Origin of the sequence: Mesorhizobium sp. B4-1-1 (assembly GCF_006439375.1) — a bacterium.
GTDB lineage: Bacteria > Pseudomonadota > Alphaproteobacteria > Rhizobiales > Rhizobiaceae > Mesorhizobium.
On sequence record NZ_VFTH01000015.1, the window covers coordinates 1 to 21,402 of the forward strand.

The 21,402-nt window shown below is 63.3% G+C and carries 17 protein-coding genes and 1 tRNA gene; 8 read left to right on the top strand and 10 right to left on the bottom strand.

Annotated features, from left to right (window positions below; genetic code table 11):
• A partial coding sequence (locus tag FJW10_RS20305) for a UTP--glucose-1-phosphate uridylyltransferase (protein ID WP_140901391.1) occupies nt 1-690 on the bottom strand: 690 nt, incomplete at its 3' end.
• 239 nt (nt 691-929) lie between these two features.
• On the opposite strand from FJW10_RS20305, the gene FJW10_RS20310 reads away from it, so the two are divergent.
• From FJW10_RS20310 to FJW10_RS20320, 3 genes are all read left to right on the top strand, one after another.
• On the top strand, nt 930-2,150 hold the full coding sequence (locus FJW10_RS20310) for a lytic murein transglycosylase (protein ID WP_140706920.1): 1,221 nt from the start codon (nt 930-932) through the stop codon (nt 2,148-2,150).
• 114 nt (nt 2,151-2,264) lie between these two features.
• The gene (locus FJW10_RS20315) at nt 2,265-3,482 is read left to right on the top strand and encodes a DUF459 domain-containing protein (RefSeq protein WP_140706918.1); all 1,218 of its coding nucleotides are present in this window, start codon (nt 2,265-2,267) and stop codon (nt 3,480-3,482) included.
• Nucleotides 3,483-3,569: 87 nt separating this feature from the next.
• Entirely contained in the window at nt 3,570-3,977 is a 408-nt protein-coding gene (locus FJW10_RS20320; RefSeq protein ID WP_140651499.1) for an MAPEG family protein, read from the top strand.
• Nucleotides 3,978-4,015: 38 nt separating this feature from the next.
• Here the strand turns inward: FJW10_RS20320 and FJW10_RS20325 are convergent, their stop codons facing one another.
• Nucleotides 4,016-5,470 carry a glutamate synthase subunit beta gene (locus tag FJW10_RS20325; RefSeq protein WP_140706916.1) on the bottom strand — a complete coding sequence of 485 codons (1,455 nt, stop codon included), beginning with the start codon at nt 5,468-5,470 and terminating at the stop codon, nt 4,016-4,018.
• Between the two features lie 198 nt (nt 5,471-5,668).
• Nucleotides 5,669-10,405 carry a glutamate synthase large subunit gene (gltB, locus tag FJW10_RS20330; protein ID WP_140901392.1) on the bottom strand — a complete coding sequence of 1,579 codons (4,737 nt, stop codon included), beginning with the start codon at nt 10,403-10,405 and terminating at the stop codon, nt 5,669-5,671.
• Nucleotides 10,406-10,895: 490 nt separating this feature from the next.
• Between gltB and FJW10_RS20335 the strand changes: the two genes are divergently transcribed.
• Complete coding sequence (locus tag FJW10_RS20335) at nt 10,896-11,945, top strand: low specificity L-threonine aldolase (RefSeq protein WP_140901393.1); 1,050 nt, start codon at nt 10,896-10,898, stop codon at nt 11,943-11,945.
• Between the two features lie 79 nt (nt 11,946-12,024).
• On the top strand, nt 12,025-12,864 hold the full coding sequence (locus tag FJW10_RS20340) for an MBL fold metallo-hydrolase (protein ID WP_348639764.1): 840 nt from the start codon (nt 12,025-12,027) through the stop codon (nt 12,862-12,864).
• A 6-nt stretch (nt 12,865-12,870) separates the two neighbouring features.
• On the opposite strand, the gene FJW10_RS20345 is transcribed toward FJW10_RS20340, so the two are convergent.
• Together FJW10_RS20345 and FJW10_RS20350 are read right to left on the bottom strand one after the other, a co-directional pair.
• Nucleotides 12,871-13,623 carry a sulfite exporter TauE/SafE family protein gene (locus FJW10_RS20345; protein ID WP_140901394.1) on the bottom strand — a complete coding sequence of 251 codons (753 nt, stop codon included), beginning with the start codon at nt 13,621-13,623 and terminating at the stop codon, nt 12,871-12,873.
• Nucleotides 13,624-13,756: 133 nt separating this feature from the next.
• Nucleotides 13,757-14,224 (bottom strand): Hsp20 family protein, encoded by a 468-nt coding sequence (locus FJW10_RS20350; protein ID WP_140901395.1) that lies wholly within the window; start codon nt 14,222-14,224, stop codon nt 13,757-13,759.
• A gap of 522 nt (nt 14,225-14,746) precedes the next feature.
• On the opposite strand from FJW10_RS20350, the gene FJW10_RS20355 reads away from it, so the two are divergent.
• The gene (locus FJW10_RS20355; protein ID WP_140901396.1) at nt 14,747-15,703 is read left to right on the top strand and encodes an alpha/beta hydrolase; all 957 of its coding nucleotides are present in this window, start codon (nt 14,747-14,749) and stop codon (nt 15,701-15,703) included.
• Between the two features lie 45 nt (nt 15,704-15,748).
• Here FJW10_RS20355 and hisN read toward each other — a convergent pair whose 3' ends face one another.
• On the bottom strand, nt 15,749-16,522 hold the full coding sequence (hisN, locus tag FJW10_RS20360) for a histidinol-phosphatase (RefSeq protein ID WP_140901397.1): 774 nt from the start codon (nt 16,520-16,522) through the stop codon (nt 15,749-15,751).
• A gap of 358 nt (nt 16,523-16,880) precedes the next feature.
• A complete protein-coding gene (locus tag FJW10_RS20365; protein WP_140673697.1) occupies nt 16,881-17,822 on the bottom strand; it encodes an N-formylglutamate amidohydrolase in 942 nt (313 codons plus the stop codon).
• Between the two features lie 164 nt (nt 17,823-17,986).
• Between FJW10_RS20365 and FJW10_RS20370 the strand changes: the two genes are divergently transcribed.
• Complete coding sequence (locus tag FJW10_RS20370; protein ID WP_006199474.1) at nt 17,987-18,349, top strand: response regulator; 363 nt, start codon at nt 17,987-17,989, stop codon at nt 18,347-18,349.
• 116 nt (nt 18,350-18,465) lie between these two features.
• A tRNA-Val gene (locus FJW10_RS20375) sits at nt 18,466-18,540 on the top strand.
• A 74-nt stretch (nt 18,541-18,614) separates the two neighbouring features.
• Here FJW10_RS20375 and FJW10_RS20380 read toward each other — a convergent pair.
• From FJW10_RS20380 to FJW10_RS30650, 3 genes are all read right to left on the bottom strand, one after another.
• A complete protein-coding gene (locus FJW10_RS20380; RefSeq protein WP_140901398.1) occupies nt 18,615-18,908 on the bottom strand; it encodes a DUF1330 domain-containing protein in 294 nt (97 codons plus the stop codon).
• A 107-nt stretch (nt 18,909-19,015) separates the two neighbouring features.
• Nucleotides 19,016-20,446 carry a hypothetical protein gene (locus FJW10_RS20385; protein WP_246674325.1) on the bottom strand — a complete coding sequence of 477 codons (1,431 nt, stop codon included), beginning with the start codon at nt 20,444-20,446 and terminating at the stop codon, nt 19,016-19,018.
• Nucleotides 20,433-21,401 (bottom strand): GDP-L-fucose synthase, encoded by a 969-nt coding sequence (locus tag FJW10_RS30650; RefSeq protein ID WP_210239812.1) that lies wholly within the window; start codon nt 21,399-21,401, stop codon nt 20,433-20,435. Before FJW10_RS30650 ends, FJW10_RS20385 begins: the two co-directional genes overlap by 14 nt.
• Between the last annotated feature and the right edge of the window lies 1 nt (nt 21,402).

Consider the following 21,402-nt stretch of genomic DNA (forward strand, 5'->3'; position numbering starts at 1 on the left):
CTTGATCTCGTTGCCGGCGCCGCGTTCCTGGCTTTCCAGGATGCCGAAGATTTCCGGCTGCAGGATGTAGCGGCCGTTGATGAAGAGGTTGGAGGGCGCTGTGCCCTGCTTCGGCTTCTCCACCATACCGGTGATGCGGAAGCCGTGATGCGTAGCCTCGCCGCGGCCGACAATGCCGTATTTATGCGCCTCGGCCGGATCGCATTCCTGCACGGCGATGATGTTGTTGCCGGTCTCGGCATAGAGCTCGACCATGTCCTTCATGCAGCTCTTTTCCGACTGCATGATCATGTCCGGCAAAAGCAGCGCGAACGGTTCGTCGCCGACCAGTTCGCGGGCGCACCAGACGGCGTGGCCGAGGCCCATCGGCACCTGCTGGCGCGTGAAGCTCGTCTGTCCCGGCGCCGGCTGGAGCCGCTGCAGGCGGGCGAGCTGCTCGTCCTTGCCACGCTGGGCGAGCGTGTCATACAGCTCGAACTGGACGTCGAAATGGTCTTCGATGACCGCCTTGTTGCGCCCGGTCACGAAGATGAAATGCTCGATGCCGGCCTCGCGCGCCTCATCGACCACATATTGGATGACCGGCCGGTCGACGACGGTCAGCATTTCCTTCGGGATGGCCTTGGTGGCTGGAAGAAACCGCGTGCCGAGGCCCGCGACCGGGAAAACTGCCTTGCGAACGCGCTTCATGCTGACACCCCTGCGATTCAGCCAATTATCCGCTCGGCTGCATGCTCCGCAATCCCCCCAGAGATTTTCACGCGGAAATCATTTTCACGCCGGAATGTTGGACTACCGAACGGCCAAGTTGAATATGAGAGCTAAAAGCCGCGACACCTCTTTTCGTTCCCGGCGGCACCTATGGTAAACTAAATACTAACCCGGTTCGGCGTTGAATGATCCTTCCTGATTTGACGAAGGAGGAAATGATGTCCGTTCGCAACACTGCGAGGCGCCTGACGGCACTGGTGACGGCAGCCGGCCTCACGCTGGCCTTGCTGCTGCCCGCCGGACCCGCTTTCGCCGATGCCGGGTTCCGCCAGTGGGTCTCGGGTTTCCGCGCCACCGCGGTGGCGGGCGGCGTTTCGGGCGCTGTTTACGATCAGTCCATGAGAGGCATCGAGCCCGACCCGGTCGTGTTGGAAAAAGCCCGCACCCAGCCGGAATTCACCGCGCCCGCCTGGGACTATTTCGACAACCGCGTGCATGACCAGTCGGTGGCCAACGGCCAGTCGATGGCGAGGAAATGGAAACCGTGGCTCGACCGGATCGAGGCGCGATTCGGCGTCGACCGCAATGTTCTTCTCGCCATCTGGTCGATGGAATCGAACTATGGCGAGATCCTCAAGCGCGACGACATCATGCGCAACGTCATCCGTTCGCTGGCGACGCTCGCCTATGGCGACCCGAAGCGCTCGAAATATGCCCGTACCCAGCTGATCGCCGCCCTGAAGATCCTGCAGACCGGCGACATCGATGAGAGCCATCTGATGGGCTCCTGGGCCGGCGCGATGGGCCAGACCCAGTTCATCCCGACCAGCTATCAGCGCTATGCGGTCGACATGGACGGCAACGGCAAGCGTGACATCTGGAATTCGATTCCCGACGCGCTGGCGACCTCCGCCAACCTTTTGAAGAAGAACGGCTGGCAGGCCGGCAAGACCTGGGGCTATGAAGTGACCATACCAGCCGGCAAGCTGCCCGGCGGCGCAAAGACGATCGCTCAATGGCAGGCGCTCGGCGTCGTTAGGGCCAGCGGCAAGCCGTTCAAGAACCTGACCGACAAGGCGACGCTGAAAGTGCCGGACGGCCGCGGCGGCCCCGCCTTCCTGATGATCAGGAATTTCTCGGTCATCAAGGCCTACAACAACGCCGACAAATACGCTTTGGCCGTCGGTCTCCTGGCCGACGAGATCGCCGGCGGCACCGGCCTGGTGCAGGACTGGCAGCGGCCTTTCACCAAGCTCAGCTTCGAGGAGCGGCAGGAGCTGCAGAAGCGGCTTTCCGATCACGGCTATTATGATGGCAAGTTCGACGGCAAGATCGGCGATGGCTCGAAGGCCGCCATCATGGCCTATCAGGCCAAGGTCGGCTTGAACCAGGATGGCTATCCGAGCATGGAAGTGCTCAAATGGCTCCGCAAGCAATAGAGCCACCCATGGCTGCAGGCATCCTTTCAAAGGCGGCAAGGATGCTGTAGCGCTTCGGCTTGCGCATGACTTTCCAGCGTCTGCCTGGTCATGCGCCAAGGGATGGAGAGGTGTTTGGTGTCGGTCGCGCGTATCAGGCAGGGCATTCGCCGGGCGCCGATCCTGATTCTCGCCCTGGCCGTGCTTGTCGTCACCGCCGCCGGCGCTTTCCACGCACCGGCATTCGCGCAGGAGGAAAGCCGCGGCTGGTCGCTGCGTGACCTCCTGTTCCCGCGCCGCAGCGAACGCGTCGAGCCACCGGTCGAGATCCAGAAATCAAGGCCGAAACCGAAGAAGAAATCCAAGCCTCGCCCGCCGGCCGAGCCGGAAACGCCGATCGTTGAGAAGACGAACGACGCCCGTGTCGTGCTGGTGGTTGGCGATTTTCTGGCGGGCGGGTTGGCCGAAGGCCTGGACACCGCCTTCGCCGACAATCCCGCCATCAGGATCGTTGCCCGCAGCAACGGGTCGTCGGGCTTCGTGCGCGACGATTTCTATAACTGGCCGGTCGAGATCAAGTCGTTGATCGAGACCGAGAAGCCGTCGGCCGTGATCGTCATGCTGGGCTCCAACGACCGCCAGCAGATGCGGGTCGGCGAGGTGCGCGAGCAGCCCCGCTCGGAGAACTGGACCAAGGAATACGAGCGCCGCACCGATGCGTTCGGCAAGGCCATCCAGGACACCAAAGTGCCGTTCCTATGGGTCGGCATGCCGGCTTTCCGCGTGTCGAAGATGAACTCGGACATGCTTGCCTTCAACGACATCTATCACTCGGCCGCCGAAAAGCATGGCGGCGAATTCGTCGATGTCTGGGACGGCTTCGTCGACGAGAACGGCGCTTTCGTCACCTCCGGCCCGGACATCAACGGCCAGCCGGTTCGCTTGCGTTCCGACGACGGCATCAACGTCACCAAGGCCGGCAAGCGCAAGCTCGCTTTCTACACGGAAAAGCCGTTGGCCAAGATCCTGGGCCTGGCGGCGCCGGGAAGCGTCACGACCATGTCGGCGCCGGCCGGCGCTCCGGTCGAGGCGCCGAAGCCGGCCGCGGCGCCCGTCATCGTCGACCGCACCGCGCCGATGCTGCTCGGCGACCCGTCGCTCGACGGCGGCACCGAACTGCTGGGCGCCGCGCAGCCGGCCAAGGCCGATCCGAACCTGCCCGGCGGAAAGCTGATCCTGGAAGGCAAGGCGCCGGCCGCCTCTCCCGGCCGCGCCGACGATTTTTCCTGGCCGCCGAAGCCGCAGCCGGCGACCACGGCTGTAGAGTCCGACCCGGCGCCGGCGACTCCGTGACCGACATTCCTGCGTAGCGGCAATTTCGCGCCAAGCCGAACAATGACATTGTTGGATTTTGACCGAAGTCAAAGTCGGGGGGCGAATATGTCGGCAACAGGCTATGCCTTGCTTGGGTTCGTGACTTGGACCCTCTTATTGCTCATATGGATGGAAATCCTGCGCACCCATCTTGTGGTGAGCGGCCGCGTCCCCGCGAATGGCTTCGCACCGGACAACGCCGGTCTTTCGCCCTTCTTGCAGCGGCTGGCGCGCGCCCATGCCAATTGCATCGAAGGCCTTCCCATATTCGGAGGTCTCATGGCCCTGGCCATAATGAGCGCGCGCGCCTCGATTACCGATCCGCTCGCATATTGGTTTCTAGGCGCGAGGCTGGTGCAGTCGGCCATTCATTTGACGTCGACAAGTCCGACCGCTGTCAAGGCTCGATTTTCGGCGTTCTTGGTCCAGATGGCCATCGGCCTCTATTGGGCGATAAAGCTGTTGCTTAGCTAGGCTGAGCTTCGCAAAAGGCTGCGGCTCGCTGGCCCAATTTAACGCGGCAGAACCGTGGATCCCATCAGCGTCTCGTCGATCGAGCGCGCCGCCTGGCGGCCCTCGCGGATCGCCCACACCACCAGCGACTGGCCGCGGCGCACGTCGCCCGCCGCATAGAGCTTGTCGACACTGGTCCTGTAGTCGCGATCGTTGGCCTCGACATTGTTCGAGCGGCGGCTGTCGGTGACGACTTTGATCTCGCCGTCGAGCTCCTTCATCAGGCTGTCGCCCGCCGGTCCGGCGAAGCCGATGGCGATGAAAGCGAGATCGGCGCGGATGACGAACTCGGTGCCGGCGACCGGCTTGCGCTTGTCGTCGACCTCGCAGCAGCGCACACCGGTCAACTGGCCTTCCTCACCGATGAACTCCAGCGTCGCCACCTGGAATTCGCGCTCGGCGCCCTCGGCCTGCGAGGACGAGGTGCGCATCTTGGTCGCCCAGTAAGGCCAGACCGCAAGCTTGTCTTCCTTCTCCGGCGGCTGCGGACGGATGTCGAGCTGGGTCACGCGCACCGCGCCCTGGCGGAAGGCGGTGCCGATGCAGTCGGACGCGGTGTCCCCGCCACCGACGACGACGACATGCTGGCCGCCGGCGATGATCGGGTGCGAGGGCCACGCCACCGACTGGATCGGCTCGCCGCCGACACGACGGTTCTGCTGCACCAGATAGGGCATGGCGTCGTAGACGCCGCTGAGATCGGCGCCCGGAATACCGGCCGGACGCGGCGTTTCGGAGCCGCCGCAATAAAGCACGGCGTCGAATTCCCCGAGCAGATCAGCCACTTTCATGTCGACGCCGACATTGACGCCGCAATGGAAGGTCACCCCCTCGCCCTGCATCTGCTCGATGCGACGGTCGATATAGTGCTTCTCGATCTTGAAGTCCGGTATGCCGTAACGCATCAGCCCGCCGGGGCGGCTTTCGCGCTCATAGACATGCACGTCGTGGCCGGCGCGGCCCAGCTGCTGCGCCGCCGCCATGCCGGCCGGGCCGGAACCGATGACGGCAACCCGCTTGCCGGTCTTCCTTTCCGGCGGATAAGGCCGAATGTGGCCGGTTTCATAGGCCTTGTCGGCGATCGCCTGCTCCACCGTCTTGATGGCGACCGGGATGTCCTCGAGGTTCAGGGTGCAGGCTTCCTCGCAAGGCGCCGGGCAGATCCGGCCGGTGAACTCCGGGAAATTGTTGGTCGAATGCAGGTTGCGGATCGCGTTGTCCCAGTCGCCATTGTAGACGAGGTCGTTCCAGTCGGGGATCTGGTTGTGGATCGGACAGCCCGTCGGCCCGTGGCAGAACGGAATGCCGCAATCCATGCAGCGCGCGGCCTGTTTCTCGACCTCCTTGTCCGACATCGGCAGTGTGAATTCGCGGAAATGCCGGATGCGGTCCGAGGCAGGCTGGTACTTGTGCACCTGCCGGTCGATCTCGAGAAAGCCTGTTACCTTGCCCATAGTCAGTCCCTGCTGTCCGAAGGCACGCTTTTTGTCGGCGCACCCGTTAACCCCTTAAGGCTGCCCTGGCAACCGCACCTTGTTGGAGCATGACCTTCGCCCGAAAACCGGTTCCCACTTGTCGGGGTCATGCTCTCGGGGTCAGGATTGTTGGCGAGGATGCCGGCCGGAGAGCCATCTCTCCGGCCTGCCCGATGCTTATTCCGCCGCCACGCTCATGCGCATGCGTTCCATCTCGATCAATGCGCGGCGATATTCCACCGGCATGATTTTTCGGAATTTCGGCCGGAAGTTCTGCCAGTCGTCGAGAATCTCGCGGCCGCGCACCGAACCGGTGAAATGCACATGGTTCGAGATCAGCTGGTAGAGGCGTTCCTCGTCATGGCTGGTCATGTCGCCGGACACGTCGACGCGGCCCTTGTGATCGAGGTCGCCGCCGTGATGGAGCAGTTTCTCCATCAGGTCGTCCTCTTCCGGCACCGGCTCCAGCTCGACCATCGCCATGTTGCAGCGCTCGGCGAAATCGCCCTTCTCGTCCAGCACATAGGCGACGCCGCCCGACATGCCGGCGGCGAAGTTGCGCCCTGTCTTGCCGAGCACGACGACGATGCCGCCGGTCATGTATTCGCAGCCATGGTCGCCGACGCCCTCGACGACGGCCGCCACGCCCGAATTGCGCACGGCGAAGCGCTCGCCGGCGACACCGGCGAAGTAAGCCTCCCCTTCGGTGGCGCCGTAAAGCACCGTGTTGCCGACGATGATCGAGTCCGCCGCGACGATTCTAGCCTCTTCCGGCGGGCGGATGACGATGCGGCCGCCCGACAGGCCCTTGCCGACATAATCGTTGCCCGCGCCGACCAGCTCGAACGACACGCCGCGCGCCAGGAAGGCGCCGAAGGACTGGCCGGCGGTGCCGGTCAGCTTCACCTTGATCGTGTCTTCACGCAGGCCCTTGTGCTTGAAGCGCTTGGCGACCTCGCCCGACAGCATGGCGCCGACAGAGCGGTCGACATTGCGGATCGGCAGCTCGATGGTAACGGACTGCTTGGCATCCAGCGCCGGCTTTGCCGCCTCGATCAGCTTGCGGTCGAGCACGTCGTCGATCGGATGCTTCTGCCGCTCGGTCCAGTGCAGCGCCTCATGCGGCGCGTCCGGCTTGAAGAACATCTTGGAGAAGTCAAGCCCGCGCGCCTTCCAATGCTGGATGACGTCGCGCTTTTCCAGAAGGTCGGTGTCGCCGATGATCTGATCGAGATGGGTGTAGCCCATCTCGGCAAGCAGCGCCCGCACCTCTTCCGCCACGTAGAAGAAGAAATTGATGACGTGCTCGGGCGTGCCCTTGAAGCGCTTGCGCAGCACCGGGTCCTGCGTCGCCACGCCGACCGGGCAGGTGTTGAGGTGGCACTTGCGCATCATGATGCAGCCGGCCGCGATCAGCGGCGCGGTCGAGAAGCCGAACTCGTCGGCGCCGAGCAGCGCGCCGATGATGACGTCGCGCCCGGTACGCAGGCCGCCATCGACCTGCAGCGCCACGCGTGAGCGCAAGCCGTTGAGCACCAGCGTCTGGTGTGTCTCGGCAAGGCCCATTTCCCATGGGCTGCCGGCATGCTTGAGCGAGGTCAACGGCGAAGCGCCGGTGCCGCCGTCATAGCCGGAGATGGTGATGTGGTCGGCGCGCGCCTTGGCGACGCCCGCAGCGACCGTGCCGACGCCGACTTCCGACACCAGCTTGACCGAGACGTCGGCCGCCGGATTGACATTCTTCAGATCGTAGATCAGCTGCGCCAAATCCTCGATCGAATAGATGTCGTGATGCGGCGGCGGCGAGATCAGGCCGACGCCGGGCGTCGAATGCCTGACCTTGGCGATGGTGGCGTCGACCTTGTGTCCGGGCAACTGGCCGCCCTCGCCAGGCTTGGCGCCCTGCGCGACCTTGATCTGCATGACGTCGGAATTGACCAGATATTCCGCCGTGACGCCGAACCGTCCGGACGCGACCTGCTTGATCGCCGAGCGTTCCGGGTTCTTGCCGCCGCCGGGCAGCGGCAGATAGCGGTCGGCCTCTTCGCCGCCCTCGCCGGTGTTGGACTTGCCGCCGATGGCGTTCATGGCCCGCGCCAGCGTGGTATGCGCCTCGCGCGAGATCGAGCCGAACGACATCGCCCCGGTCGAGAAGCGCTTGACGATCTCGGCCGCCGGCATGACGTCCTCGATCGGGACCTTCTTGCGGCCGGTCTCTTCCGCGGTTCTGAGCTTGAACAGGCCGCGAATGGTCTGGGCGCGCGCGGTCGCGCTGTCGATCTGCGCCGAATAGTCCTTGAACGTGTCCCATGAGCCCTGCCGCACGGCGTGCTGCAGGCTGGCCACCGCGTCGGGCGACCACATATGCGCCTCGCCGCGCATGCGGAACATGTATTCGCCGCCGACGTCGAGATTGTTGCGCAGCACCGGATCACTGCCGAAAGCATCGCTGTGGCGGCTGAGCGTCTCGGTGGCGATCTCGTCCAGGCCGACGCCTTCGATCAGCGTCGCGGTGCCGGTGAAATACTTCTCGACGAAATCGGACTTCAGCCCGATGGCGTCGAAGATCTGCGCGCCGCAGTAGGACTGGTAGGTCGAGATGCCCATCTTGGACATCACCTTGAGGATGCCCTTGCCGATCGACTTGATGTAGCGCGAGACCACCTCGTACTCGTCGACCTCTTCCGGGAGCTCGCCGCGCTTGTGCATGTCGAGCAGCGTGTCGAAGGCAAGATACGGGTTGATCGCCTCGGCGCCGTAACCGGCCAGGCAGCAGAAGTGATGCACCTCGCGCGGCTCGCCGGATTCCACAACCAGCCCGACCGAGGTGCGCAGGCCCTTGCGGATCAGGTGATGGTGCACGGCCGCCGTCGCCAGCAGCGACGGAATGGCGATGCGGTCCGGCCCGACCTGGCGGTCGGACAGGATGATGATGTTGTAGCCGCCTGCGACCGCCGCCTCGGCCCGTTCGCAGAGCCGGTCGATGGCGCCCTGCATGCCGGCAGCGCCCTCGTTCGAGCCGTAGGTGATGTCGATCGTCTTGGTATCGAAACGGTCTTCGGTGTGGCCGATGGAACGGATCTTCTCCAGGTCGCCATTGGTCAGGATCGGCTGTCGCACTTCGAGCCGCTTGCGGCGCGACGTGCCGACCAGGTCAAAGATGTTCGGCCGCGGGCCGATGAACGACACCAGGCTCATCACCAGCTCCTCGCGGATCGGGTCGATCGGCGGGTTGGTGACCTGGGCGAAGTTCTGCTTGAAATAGGTGTAGAGCAGCTTCGACTTGTCCGACATCGCCGAAATCGGCGTGTCGGTGCCCATCGAACCCACCGCTTCCTGGCCGGTGGTGGCCATCGGCGCCATCAGAAGCTTGGTGTCTTCCTGCGTGTAGCCGAAGGACTGCTGGCGATCGAGCAGGCTGACATCCTTGCGCAGCGCGCGCGGTTCGACCGGCTTCAGGTCTTCGAGAATGAGCTGCGTGTTGGCGAGCCAGGTCTTGTAGGGGTGCCTGGTCGCGATCTCCGACTTGATCTCCTCATCGGAGACGATGCGGCCCTTGGCGAGATCGATGAGCAGCATGCGGCCCGGCTGCAGCCGCCACTTCTGCACGATCTTTTCCTCCGGCACCGGCAGCACGCCGGCCTCCGAAGCCATGATGACGCGGTCGTCATCGGTGACGATGTAGCGCGCCGGACGCAGGCCGTTGCGGTCGAGGGTGGCGCCGATCTGGCGGCCGTCGGTGAAGACCACCGCCGCCGGTCCGTCCCACGGCTCCATGAGCGCCGCGTGGTACTCGTAGAAAGCCTTGCGGTCTGCATCCATGAGCTTGTTGCCGGCCCAGGCTTCCGGGATCAGCATCATCATGGCGTGGCTGAGCGAATAGCCCCCCTGGAACAGGAACTCAAGCGCGTTGTCGAAGCACGCCGTGTCGGACTGGCCGTCATAGGAGATCGGCCACAACTTCGAGATGTTGTTGCCGAACAGTTCGGAATCGACCGAGGCCTGGCGCGCCGCCATCCAGTTGTTGTTGCCGCGCACCGTGTTGATCTCGCCATTATGCGCGACCATGCGGTAGGGATGCGCCAGCTTCCAGGACGGGAAGGTGTTGGTCGAGAAACGCTGGTGGACGAGGATCAGCGCGGTTTCGAAGCGCGGATCGGTGAGATCCTTGTAATAGGCGCCGACCTGATAGGCCAGGAACATGCCCTTGTAGACGATGGTACGCGCCGACAGCGACACGCAATAGGCGCCGATGTCCTTGTTGTCGTTCTCGGCATAGATTCGGCCCGAAATCACCTTGCGCAGCAGGTAAAGCCTGGCCTCATACTCCTCGTCGTCGGTAATGTCGGACGTGCGGCCGATGAACACCTGCCGATGGAACGGCTCGGATGCCACGATACCGGGCGCCTTCGAAAGCGACGAATTGTCGACCGGCACATCGCGGAAGCCGATGAGCGGCAGCCCTTCCGACTGCGCCGATTCGGCGATGATCTCTTCGATATGGGCGCGCAGTGCCGCGTCCTGGGGCATGAACCAATGGCCGACGCCATATTGACCTGCCGGCGGCAGTTCGACGCCCTTGGCGGCCATTTCCTCGCGGAAGAACTGGTCCGGGATCTGCACCAGCACGCCGGCGCCGTCGCCGACCAGCGGATCGGCGCCGACGGCGCCGCGATGGGTGAGGTTTTCCAGCATCGCCAGACCGTCCGCGACGATCTGGTGCGACTTCAACCCCTTCATATTGGCGATGAAGCCGACGCCGCAGGCGTCATGCTCGTTGCGCGGATCGTAAAGGCCCTGCGCGGTCATGCCGTTGGCAGTTCGCACCCCTTTGGTCAGGACGGTATTTTTAACGGCTGTCGCTTTCGTCTGCGCGGCCCGGCCGTTGATCGCAGATGGCGTCAGTTCCGTCATCGTCCTATCCTCCGTTCTCCACCTTGGCCCCGACCGTTTCAGGGCGCTGGTTTGCCTTGGGAAGCATGATGCTTCCCCTTCATCCTGCGGCACGTCTCGCGAAATCAATCGAACCATACGGCTATACGCCCGGTTCGCATCCGGTATCGTACAGGCCAGAGCCGGGCCGTCTACCCGCCGCTCGCGACAATGGCCGGAATGGCATCGATCATACGCCAGTCCAGCCTGTTTTGTGCGACAAAATAAGACAGCACTACTGTCCTAAATTTTTTATGCCAGAAATCAGGTGGCCACACAAGACCGATTCACAAAAAACTTGGCGGCGCCGCGACACAAAATTTCGTGACAAGCACAGGAAACGCAAGCTTTGGTCCGGGTCCTCTGGCCTCGATTGCTGGCTTCACCGCTTTGCCGATGATTGGCCCTTGCGCTTCGACTGCCGAAGCGGTCAAGTCCCGCCGCTTTTGCCAATCACGATATGGACCTTTCGATGTTCTTTGCATCCGACAACTGGGCGGGCGTCCACCCCGACATTTCGGCCAACCTGTCGCGTCATGCCGCCGGCACCGCTGTCGCTTACGGTGACGGCGACCTGGACCGCGCCGTCTATCGCCGCTTCAACGATATCTTCGAACGCGAGGTGCAGGTCTTCTTCGTCGCGACCGGCACGGCGGCCAACGCGCTTTCGATGGCTGCATTGAACCGCGTCGGCGGCATCGCGCTCTGCCATTCCGAAGCGCACATGAATGTCGACGAGTTCGGCGCGATGGGTTTCTACACCGGCGGCGCGCGCATGGCGCCGGTGCCAGGACCGCTGGGGCGCATGAACCTGGAGGCTCTCGACCGCGCGATAAGGCGTTATTCGCAGGATCTGGCGCCCGCCGGTCAGCCGATGGCGGTCACCGTAACCCAGGCGACCGAGGTCGGCACGGTCTACGGCGTCGACGACGTCAAGGCGATCGCAGAGGTCAGCCGCCGCCACAAGCTGCCGCTGCACATGGACGGCGCGCGCTTCGCCAATGCAATTGCGGCGACCGGCGTCAGCCCGGCCGAAATGACCTGGAAGAGCGGGGTCGACCTCATCTCCTTCGGCGGCACCAAGAATGGCTGCTGGATGGCCGACGCGGTGGTGATCCTCAATCCGGACGTCGGCAAGGATCTGCGCCTGCTGCGTCAGCGCGCCGGACAGACTTTTTCCAAGGCCCGCTTCATCTCGGCCCAGTTCGAGGCCTATCTCACCGACGATCTGTGGCTGCGGATGGCGGGTCACGCCAATCAGATGGCGGCACACCTGGCCGAGACCATCGAGGACGCGCCGGTCGGCAAGCTCGCCTGGCTGCCGCAGGCCAATGAGGTCTTCGCCATACTCGGTCGGGCCACGGCGGAAAAGCTGCAGGCGGCCGGTGCCAAATTCTATGAATGGGGCGTGCCGCAGGGTTTCGATGGCCACCTCGGCGACAATGAAGCGATCTACCGCTTCGTCACCAGCTTCGCCACCACGACGCAAGAGATCGACCGCCTCGGCCAGTTGCTTGGCTGAGTTTTTAGTAATCGAGGGCAAGCTGATGACCAGACCGCCTCTCGGCTCGACGATGCGGCTGATCCGTCCGGCGCCGAATGTGCTCGGCTTCTACGACGGCCGTGTCGATGGCGTACGCATCTGGTCGGACGAATCGAATTGGCTCGACGACGGCGCTTACACGCTCGGCATCTGCACCTATGCGATCGTCGATGGATCGCAGGCGCTCGTCTACGACACGCACGTCTCCCTACCGCATGCCCACTTCATCCGGCGAACCCTCGAAGAGCTGGGTGTGACCTCGATACGCGTCGTGCTCAGCCACTGGCATGACGACCATATCGCCGGCAACGAGGTGTTCCAGGATTGCGAGATCATCGCCAACACCCTGACTGCCTCGGCACTCGAACGCGGTCGCGCCGGCATCGAAAGCGGCAACCCGCCGATTAAGCCGCTCGTTATGCCCAACAAGACGTTCGACAACAGCCTCAGCCTGACGGTGGGAGCGATCCCGATCGAACTGCGGCAGGTCGAAATCCACAGCCATGACGGCACAGTACTGCTGATGCCCCAGGCTGGCCTGCTGCTTGCGGGCGATACGCTGGAAGATTCCGTCACCTATGTCTCGGAACCGGAACGTTTGGGCGAACATTTGGTCGACCTCGAGCGCATGGCTGGCTGGCGGTTCGATCGAATTCTGCCAAACCACGGTTCCTTCGAGGCAATCGAAGCCGGCGGCTATGACAGAAGCTTCATCGCGGCGACCGAGGCCTATGTCCGAAAGCTGCTTGCCTGCCGGCAAGATCCCAACCTGGCGAAGCAGGATTTGAGGACCTTCGGCGCCGACATTTTTGCGACAACGGCGGTTGAGTATTTTGCGCCTTATGAACCCGTTCACCGGCAGAACGTGGAGGCCATTATCGCGGCGAAGCGCCGGTAATGTGCGCTAGGCGAGGAAGGGCCGCAGCAACAGCTCGACGCCGAGCAGGACCAGAAAAATCAGGAACCATCGACGGAAAGTCGCCGGGCTGATTTTCTGGCGCAGCACCTGCCCCAGCCACATGCCGAGCAAGGCCGGCAGCACGGCGAGCGAAGACAATGCCAGATGTCCGACCTCGAAGGCGCCGTGCGAGGCAAGGCCCAGCGCCAGGGCGATCGTCGACACCGTGAAGGAAAGACCAAGCGCCTGGATCAGGTCGTCCCGGCTCAAGCCCAGCGCCTGGATGTAGGGGACGACAGGCACGACGAAGACGCCGGTGCCGCCCGTGACCAGGCCGGTGAGGAAACCCACGACCGGCGACAACCAGCGCTCCGCTTTCGCGGGAACGACAGGCTGCCGCGCGAGCAGGCTGTAGGCGGCATAGACGATCAATGCCGCGCCGAGGCCGGCGGTCGTCCATTTGACGTTGTCGCTGGCGAGCAGCCGCGAGCCGGCGATGGTGCCGATCAGGATGCCCGCCATCATCAGCCACAGCCGGCGCAGGATCGCGGAAAAACTCGGGCCGGCGAAAAGCTGCCAGACATTGGTGACGAAGGAAGGCACGATGAGCAGCGATGCCGCCGTCACCGGCGGCATGATGGTGCCCAGCAATCCCATCGCCAGCGTCGGCAGGCCCATGCCGGTGACGCCCTTCACAATCCCGGCCAAAAGGAAAGTGATTGCCACGGCGAGCGTCAGCAGAAGGGAAAAATCGGACATCGCCCTTCATGATCCGCCGCCGCATGCTTCAAAAGGGCCAGAAAGGCTCGTTGCGGGTGGCACGAAAAAGCGGCGCCTCTCGGCGCCGCTTCCGTCTCGGGAGGGAGACGTCGTCTGCGATGGAGCCCGCGGGTTACGCGGCGGCCTTGGCCTCGATCTGCTTGGCCTTGTCCGAAGACTGGGTAATCGCGATCTTGCGCGGCTTCAGCTCCTCGGGAATGTTGCGCTTGAGGTCGACGAAGAGCAGGCCATTCTTCAGCGTGGCGCCTTCCACTTCGACATGATCGGCAAGCTGGAAGCGGCGCTCGAAGGAGCGGGAGGCAATGCCGCGATAGAGCAGCTCCGAACCCTCGCCGTCGCCCTCTTCCTTGCGCTCGCCCTTGACGGTCAGCACGTTGCGGTGCGCCTCGATCGAGATCTCGTTTTCGGAGAAGCCGGCAACGGCCATCGAGATGCGATAGGCGTTCTCGCCGGTGCGCTCGATATTATAGGGCGGGTAGGTCTGCGCGGTCTCGGGCTGGCCGAGCGAGTCGAGCATGGTGAACAGCCGGTCGAAGCCGACAGTCGAACGGTAAAGCGGGGAAAAATCAACGTGACGCATAGGTGTTCTCCCTTTGAGCAACATGGTTCGCGTGTGACCGGTGCGAAACCCTCGAAAGGCGTTCCGGATGGGCCAGCGGCCCCGACATCGGCGGCCACAGCCTTCATTTGGGAAGCTCAAAAAGCCATTTCAAGGTTTTCTTCGCGGTCGCAATGCGGCCACGTTCATGAACGGTGGATGAACCACCGCTTCGGCATCCGTTCAGTCATGCAGCGCTAGGCTTTGGTCACGTTCGAGCAATTCCAGGAGAAGTGTGAAGCGGTTTTCCATCCGGAATTGCGTCAAGACACAGAGACAAGCGGCGCCTCTTTCCCTGCGCCGCGACGAGGCCGAACCGGGTGCAACGTCCCTTCCTCCCGGATCGACAGAGGCCGGAAGTGCGCCGCAGGCACTTCCGGCCTTCCCCCTGCGCGGGGCAGCCGCGTAAATCCTCGCAACGCCTTTGCTTTTGCCGCCTGGCCGTCTATCACCATGCCGAGGCCCTCGCCCGTCCGGGCAAAAGAGCAACCATCGACGCGCCGAATGACGGATCTTTTCCATCGCACAGAAGACAATCCCGCGCCGCGGAATGCCGTGGGCGGCTTCTTCACCACGCGCGACGGCAAGAAGATCCGCTACGGCGTCTTTGCCGCTGTCAGCCGCCCGCTGCAGGGCACGGTGGTTCTGCTGACGGGGCGCAACGAATGCATCGAGAAATATTTCGAGACCATTCGCGATCTCGCCGATCGCGGCTTCAGCGTCGCTGTCCTCGACTGGCGCGGCCAGGGCGATTCCAGCCGCCTGCTGCGCGACCGCCAGCGCGGCTATGTCCGCAGCTTTCGCGACTATACGCGCGACCTCGAGCAATTCTTCGAGGAAATCGTGCTGCCCGACTGCCGCGGCCCCTATTACATCCTCGCCCACTCCACGGGCGCGGTGATTGCGCTGCTTGCCTCGCCATCGATGGTCAACCGCGTGCGCCGCATGGTGCTGCTGACGCCCTTCCTCGCCGTGCCCGACCTGCCGGTTTCGATAAGCACGGTGCGGCGCGTCTGCGCGGTCTTCTGCGCGCTGGGTCTCGGCTGGCTCTACGCCGCGCTCGGTCCGCGGCCGAAAGTGCCGCCGCCTTTCAAAATGAACAAGGTGACCTCGGATCCCGGGCGCTACCGGCGCAATGTCGGGATCTACGAGGCCTGGCCGCAGCTCGCGCTCGGCGGCCCGACGATCCGCTGGCTGAAGGCCGCCGCTGCCGCCGCGGAAGCCGTCAGCGATCCGGATTTCATGGCAAGGGTGAAGGTGCCGATGCTGATCGTCGCCGCCGGCGCCGACCGGGTCGTCTCGACCAGGGCGGTGGAAGCCTATGCCAGGAAACTGCGCGTCGGCTCGCTGTTGATGATCGACGGCGCCGAGCACGAAATCCTGCAGGAGAAGGACATCTACCGCGAGCAGCTCCTGGCCGCTTTCGACGCCTTCATTCCGGGCACCGGCGACGCTCCCTGAGCGCGATCGAAATCTTGCGGCGACCAGCCCTTGCCGCCGAGCGCATCAGCCGCGCAGCGCCGCCATCGCCGCCGCATGCAGTTCCGGCGTCGCGGCCGCCAGTATGTCGCCGCCCTTTTCCGCCGCTCCGCCTTCGAAAGTGGTGATGACGCCGCCGGCCTTCTCGATGATCGGGATCAGCGCCACGATGTCGTAGGGCTTCAAGCCCGGATCGGCGACAATGTCGACGCAGCCCGCGGCCAGCATGGCGAAGGCGTAGCAGTCGGTGCCGTAGCGGGCGAGTTGCACCTTTGTCTCGAACTGGTCGTAGCGCTTGCGCGCATCGCCCTTGAACAGGGCCGGAGTGGTCGTGAACAGCGTCGCTTGCGCAAGGTCGGTCGTCTTGCGGGTCGCGAGCCTGCGCGGGCCGCCCGGTCCTTCATAGTGCGAACCGGATGCGTTGGCGTAGAAGAACTCGCCGGTGAAAGGTTGCGACATCATGCCGGCGACCGCGTCGCCGTCGACGGTCAGCCCGACCAGCGTTCCCCACACCGGGACGCCGGAAATGAAGGCGCGGGTGCCGTCGATCGGGTCGATCACCCAGACATGCCGGCTGGCGAGGTTCTGGCTGCCATGTTCCTCGCCGAGAATGCCGTGCTCGGGATATTCGGCGGAAATCAGCGCCCGGATCGCGCGTTCGGCCTCGCGATCGGCCTCCGTTACTGGATCGAAGCTTCCCGCAAGCTTGTTGGTGACCGCGCCCTGGCTGCGGAAGCGCGGCAAGGTTTCGGCGGCGGCGGCATGCGCGATGCGCCGCATGAAATCGGTGCTGATATCCAAAGTCGCTCTCCCCAATCGCGGCCCTTGCCGGCCGCTCTTTCTCGCGGAACAGGCGCGCTGAAGACCGGCCAGATGCCCGTTTTCTGTTGCCCGAATGTCACATCTGAGCCGCCGAAGCGGAATTTCCACATCATATTGAATTAAAAAAGCCCGCTGTCGATTGACATTTGTGCGGCGCACAATAATTTTGTCATCGGACAGGTTTTCCTGTCCATGCCCTCCTTGGGCGTTTCCTCCCTAGACTTCGACCGTGTCGTGAAAACGATGCGGTCTTTTTTTCGAGCAATTCCAGGAAAAGTGTGAAGCGGTTTTCCGTCCGGAATTGCGTTTATAAGAACTCGGCGCGCCGACCGCGCCGTCATTCCGCCGCCAGCGGCAAATCGACGAAATGATGGTCGGGCATCGACATCAAATCGGCCGAGAAGCGGGTGAGGTCGCAGGCCAAAGCGTCGAAGCCGGCCGATTTCTGGAACGTCCGCTCGTCCATGTAAAGCCCGCGATTGACCTCGATCTGCAGCGCATGCAGATGCCTTGCCGGCCTGCCGTAATGCTCGGTGATGAAGCCTCCGGCATAGGGCTTGTTGTGCGCGACCGTGTAGCCCATGTCGACAAGCAGGCTGATGGCCATCTCGGTGAGCGCCGGCGATGCCGAAATGCCGAACCGGTCGCCGATGATGAAGTCGGGCCGCACACCATTGTCGCCGACGCGGATGCTGGCCGGCATCGAATGGCAATCGATCAGCACGGCATAGCCGAACCTGGCATGCGTCCTGGTCAGGAGCCGCTTAAGCGTCTCGTGATAGGGCTTGTACACCGCTTCGACGCGTCCCACCGCCTCGGCCAGCGGCAGCCTGCCGGGATAGATATCGAGCCCCTCGCCGACCAGTTTCGGCACCGTGCCCAGCCCGCCGGCGACACGCGCCGAGCGGATGTTGCAGAAGGACGGCACCGGCTCCGCGAACATGCGCGGATCGAGTTCCCAGGGCTCGCGGTTGACGTCGAGATAGGCACGCGGAAAATTGGCGGCCAGCAACGGCGCGCCGAGCGCCACGGCGCCGCCGAAAAGCTCCTCGACGTAGCAGTCCTCCGACCGGCGAATGGCGTTGCGGTCGAGCCGCGCCATGGCCAGGAAGCGCTCCGGATAGTGGCGGCCGCTATGCGGTGAGTTGAACAGGAAAGGCACGCGCTGTTCGGCGCCCGATCGGATTTCGAAGGGTGGAACGACCGAAAAATCCTCGGCTGCCGTCTTCAATTTGTACGAACCAGGAAACAGCACTGCATCATGGCATGAAATTGCCACCTTGCGCCCGGCATGTCCAGCATTTCAGGCAGTGAAACCGCGCCTCGAGCCGGATGTCGGATGCCCTTCATTCACTTGATGTTTACCGGCTCCACCTCATATACAGGATGGTTAACGGCCTTGCCCGGCGGCAGGCTTGGGGCGGGTGATTCGGACGGGACATGATGGCACGCATTCTGCTGGCGGAAGACGATGACGATATGCGCCGCTTCCTCGTCAAGGCGCTGGAACGCGCCGGCTACCAGGTAAGCGATTTCGACAATGGCGCCAGCGCCTATGAGCGGCTGCGCGAGGAACCTTTTTCGCTGCTCCTGACCGACATCGTCATGCCGGAGATGGATGGCATCGAGCTTGCCCGCCGCGCCACCGAGATCGATCCGGACCTCAAGGTGATGTTCATCACCGGCTTTGCCGCGGTCGCGCTCAATCCCGATTCCAAGGCGCCCAAGGACGCCAAGGTGCTGTCGAAGCCCTTCCATCTGCGCGATCTCGTCAACGAGGTCGAGAAGATGCTGCAGGCGGCCTGAGCCGTCTTTAGGGAAGCGTTGGCGCATGCTGCGCCGATGCGACAAACGGAAGCCGTCTTTCCACATTCCCGCTATTGACGCGCCGGATCAAAAGTGGTGTATGCGCGGCTTCGGATGGGCGTGTAGCTCAGCGGGAGAGCACTGCATTGACATTGCAGGGGTCACAAGTTCAATCCTTGTCACGCCCACCATCCTTCCAATAACTTAGGCATCCGGCGAGTACAGAATCCTGCGCGTGCCTGTCTGGCGGCGCCGCAGATAGCGATTACCCGAGATCCCCTTCGAACATCACGAGCATACGGTTCGACGCCTTGAGCGCGAAGCGCTTGGCTTCCTCATAGGCCGGGTCGGCATAGCAGGCTTTGGCGATCTCCAGGGACGGAAATTCCACCAGGATCATGCGCTTGGCATCGCGCGCCTCTACGAGCACAGGCGGCTGCTTAGTCGTATTGGTCCGCGCCTGGTACTTTTCGCCGATAGGCTTCCACAGCCGGCCATATTCGGCCTGAGCCTCCTGGTCCGAAATCTCTGTTGCGACGATGAGCCAGTATCCCTTCACGCTGAAGCGCTCCCTGATGATTGCAGGCCTACACCATGAGCGCGCCGCCGTTGATGTGCAACAAATGGCCGGTGACGAACTCGAGATAGGGGCATGGCGGCAGTCGCCTATATTCGGATCCCGGCCTTCCAGAGCCGCAGCCGCGCTTTCGCCAGAAGACCGGACCGAGGCGTCGTCAATGGCCGTATGTGCCGTTTGATCCTCTTGAACAAGGCATTGGCCGGTTCCGCCTCCAGCGACCTCGCAATCATCCGCAGCGCCGGCTTCACCTTCCCGAACGCTTCATGGAGGATATGCGCCGAGCACGCCGCGGCGTAAGGATGCCCCTCTGCGGCGGCCGCGAAGAAAGCTTCGAAATCTTTCGACATGACATCGCCGCGCCATGTCCGGCAGACCAGCACGCCAATCGCTCGCACTGGCATTGCCGGAGAGGCTTCGAATTGTCCCGTCATGAGGGCCTTCAAAACGGCTTCGCCTGACCGATAGTCGCGCTCGCGAAAGAACGCCGCCGCGATTTTGAGCGGATAGACGTCGTTCTGCGGATCCAGCGTGTGAGCCTTTTCGAGGATGTCTCTTGCCCGCTCGGGGCGGATTTGATCTTCGAGATCTAGAAATGCGCTTTGATAGCCGAAGGCCGCTTCGAGCGGGTGGTAGTCGCTCTGATGGCGGCTCAGTTCGGCCAGAATCATTTCCGCGGCTCTCGAACCGTCGAACAAGGTTTTCGGGTGGACGAGAGCGACATCGCCCATCGTCGATGCGATCGACGCATAGACGCTGCTGCCTGCATAGATTGTCCGGCACCGCGCCATCAGCCTCATTTCGAAGAATGCCTTGAGCGTCTCATCCCCGAATTCCGCCGATCCCAGATCGTCGCTCAGCAATGCTCCGGTTTCCGACCGCAGATATTCAAGCGTCGCGCGATCTTGACCGATCAGCAGGGTTGCCAAGCCTTTCGACGACAGCTCCGACGCGACGGCCTTGACCAAGGTCGAGGCCACGACCTTGTCGCTGAAATCCAGCATGAAGCGATACTTGCCGCGAACGATGTCGCCGCTGCGAAGGTGCAAAGCGGCGATCGGCCCTGGAAAGGGACGCTTGTCGGCGGCATCGAGCGCCTGGTTCACGGCCTGGGAAAAACCAAAACCCCGCAATGTCTCCGATCGTCGGACGAGTTCGGGTCGGCCCTGAAAAAAATCCAGTATCTCAAACTCGTTGCAGATCCAGCCGCGGAAACTTTGCCGTCCCGCCGCGGCATCGAGACTGGCACGCGTAAAGGCTATCTCCTCGAGGACATCGAAACCCGAGGGTTCGACCCTCTCCCCCAGCCAGTGTCTGTCGATGAAATCGGCGGAGAATATCTTGTCGACCTTCTCGACCGAGTGAAATCTGTCGTCATGCATCGGCCCCCAGGCAAAGCCGAAGCGATAGCCAAGCGTGTCGGCGAGGGACTTCGCGTTGACCATAGCCAGAAGGCGGCCACCCAAACCGTCGGTCCTGGTGGCGGCGATCACGGTCGAGGCTGGGTCATGCGGCGCCAAGACGGATATCGCCCTTCTCGATATGTTCGAGGAACCACGCATAGGTCTCCTTCAGCCCATCGCGCAGCGCGTATTTCGGACGCCAGCCGGTCGCGAAAAGGCGCGAGACATCCATCAGCTTGCGCGGCGTGCCGTCCGGCTTCGTCGGATCGAACACGATGGCGGCGCCGGCGCCGACGACCGATACGACGGTGCCGGCAAGCTCGGCGATAGTGACGTCCTCTCCGCTCCCGACATTGACGTGGCCATCGCCGGAATAATTCTTCAAAAGCCAGACAAAGGCGTCGGCCGCGTCGTCGACATGCAGGAATTCCCGCATCGGCCGGCCCGACCCCCACACCTGCAGGGTCTTTTGACCGGTGAGCTTCGCCTCATGCGCCTTGCGCATCAGCGCCGGCACGACATGGCTGCTGTCGAGGTCGAAATTGTCGCCCGGGCCGTAGAGGTTGGTCGGCATGGCCGAGATGTAGTTGACGCCGTATTGCCGTCGGTAGGCCTGGCAAAGTTTCAATCCGGCGATCTTGGCGACGGCATACCATTCGTTGGTGGGTTCGAGCGGGCCGGTAAGCAGCGCGTCTTCCGGGATCGGCTGCGGCGCAAGCTTCGGATAGATGCAGGACGAGCCCAGGAACAGGAGCTTCTGCACCCCGCTGCGGAAGGCGGCCTCGATGACGTTGGTCTGCACGACGAGGTTTTCGTAGAGAAAATCCACCGGGAAGCTGTCATTGGCCAGGATGCCGCCGACCTTGGCGGCCGCCATGATTACCGCGTCCGGCCGCCGGTCCGCCATCCAGCGGCGCACGCCGGCCTGGTCGAGAAGGTCGAGTTCGCTGCGCGCCACCGTCACGATCTCGCAATTCTCGCCCGCCAGGCGGCGCACCAGCGCCGAGCCGACCATCCCGCGATGGCCGGCTACGAAAATTCGCTTTCCTTCTAGATCGAAGCTCTTGTCCATA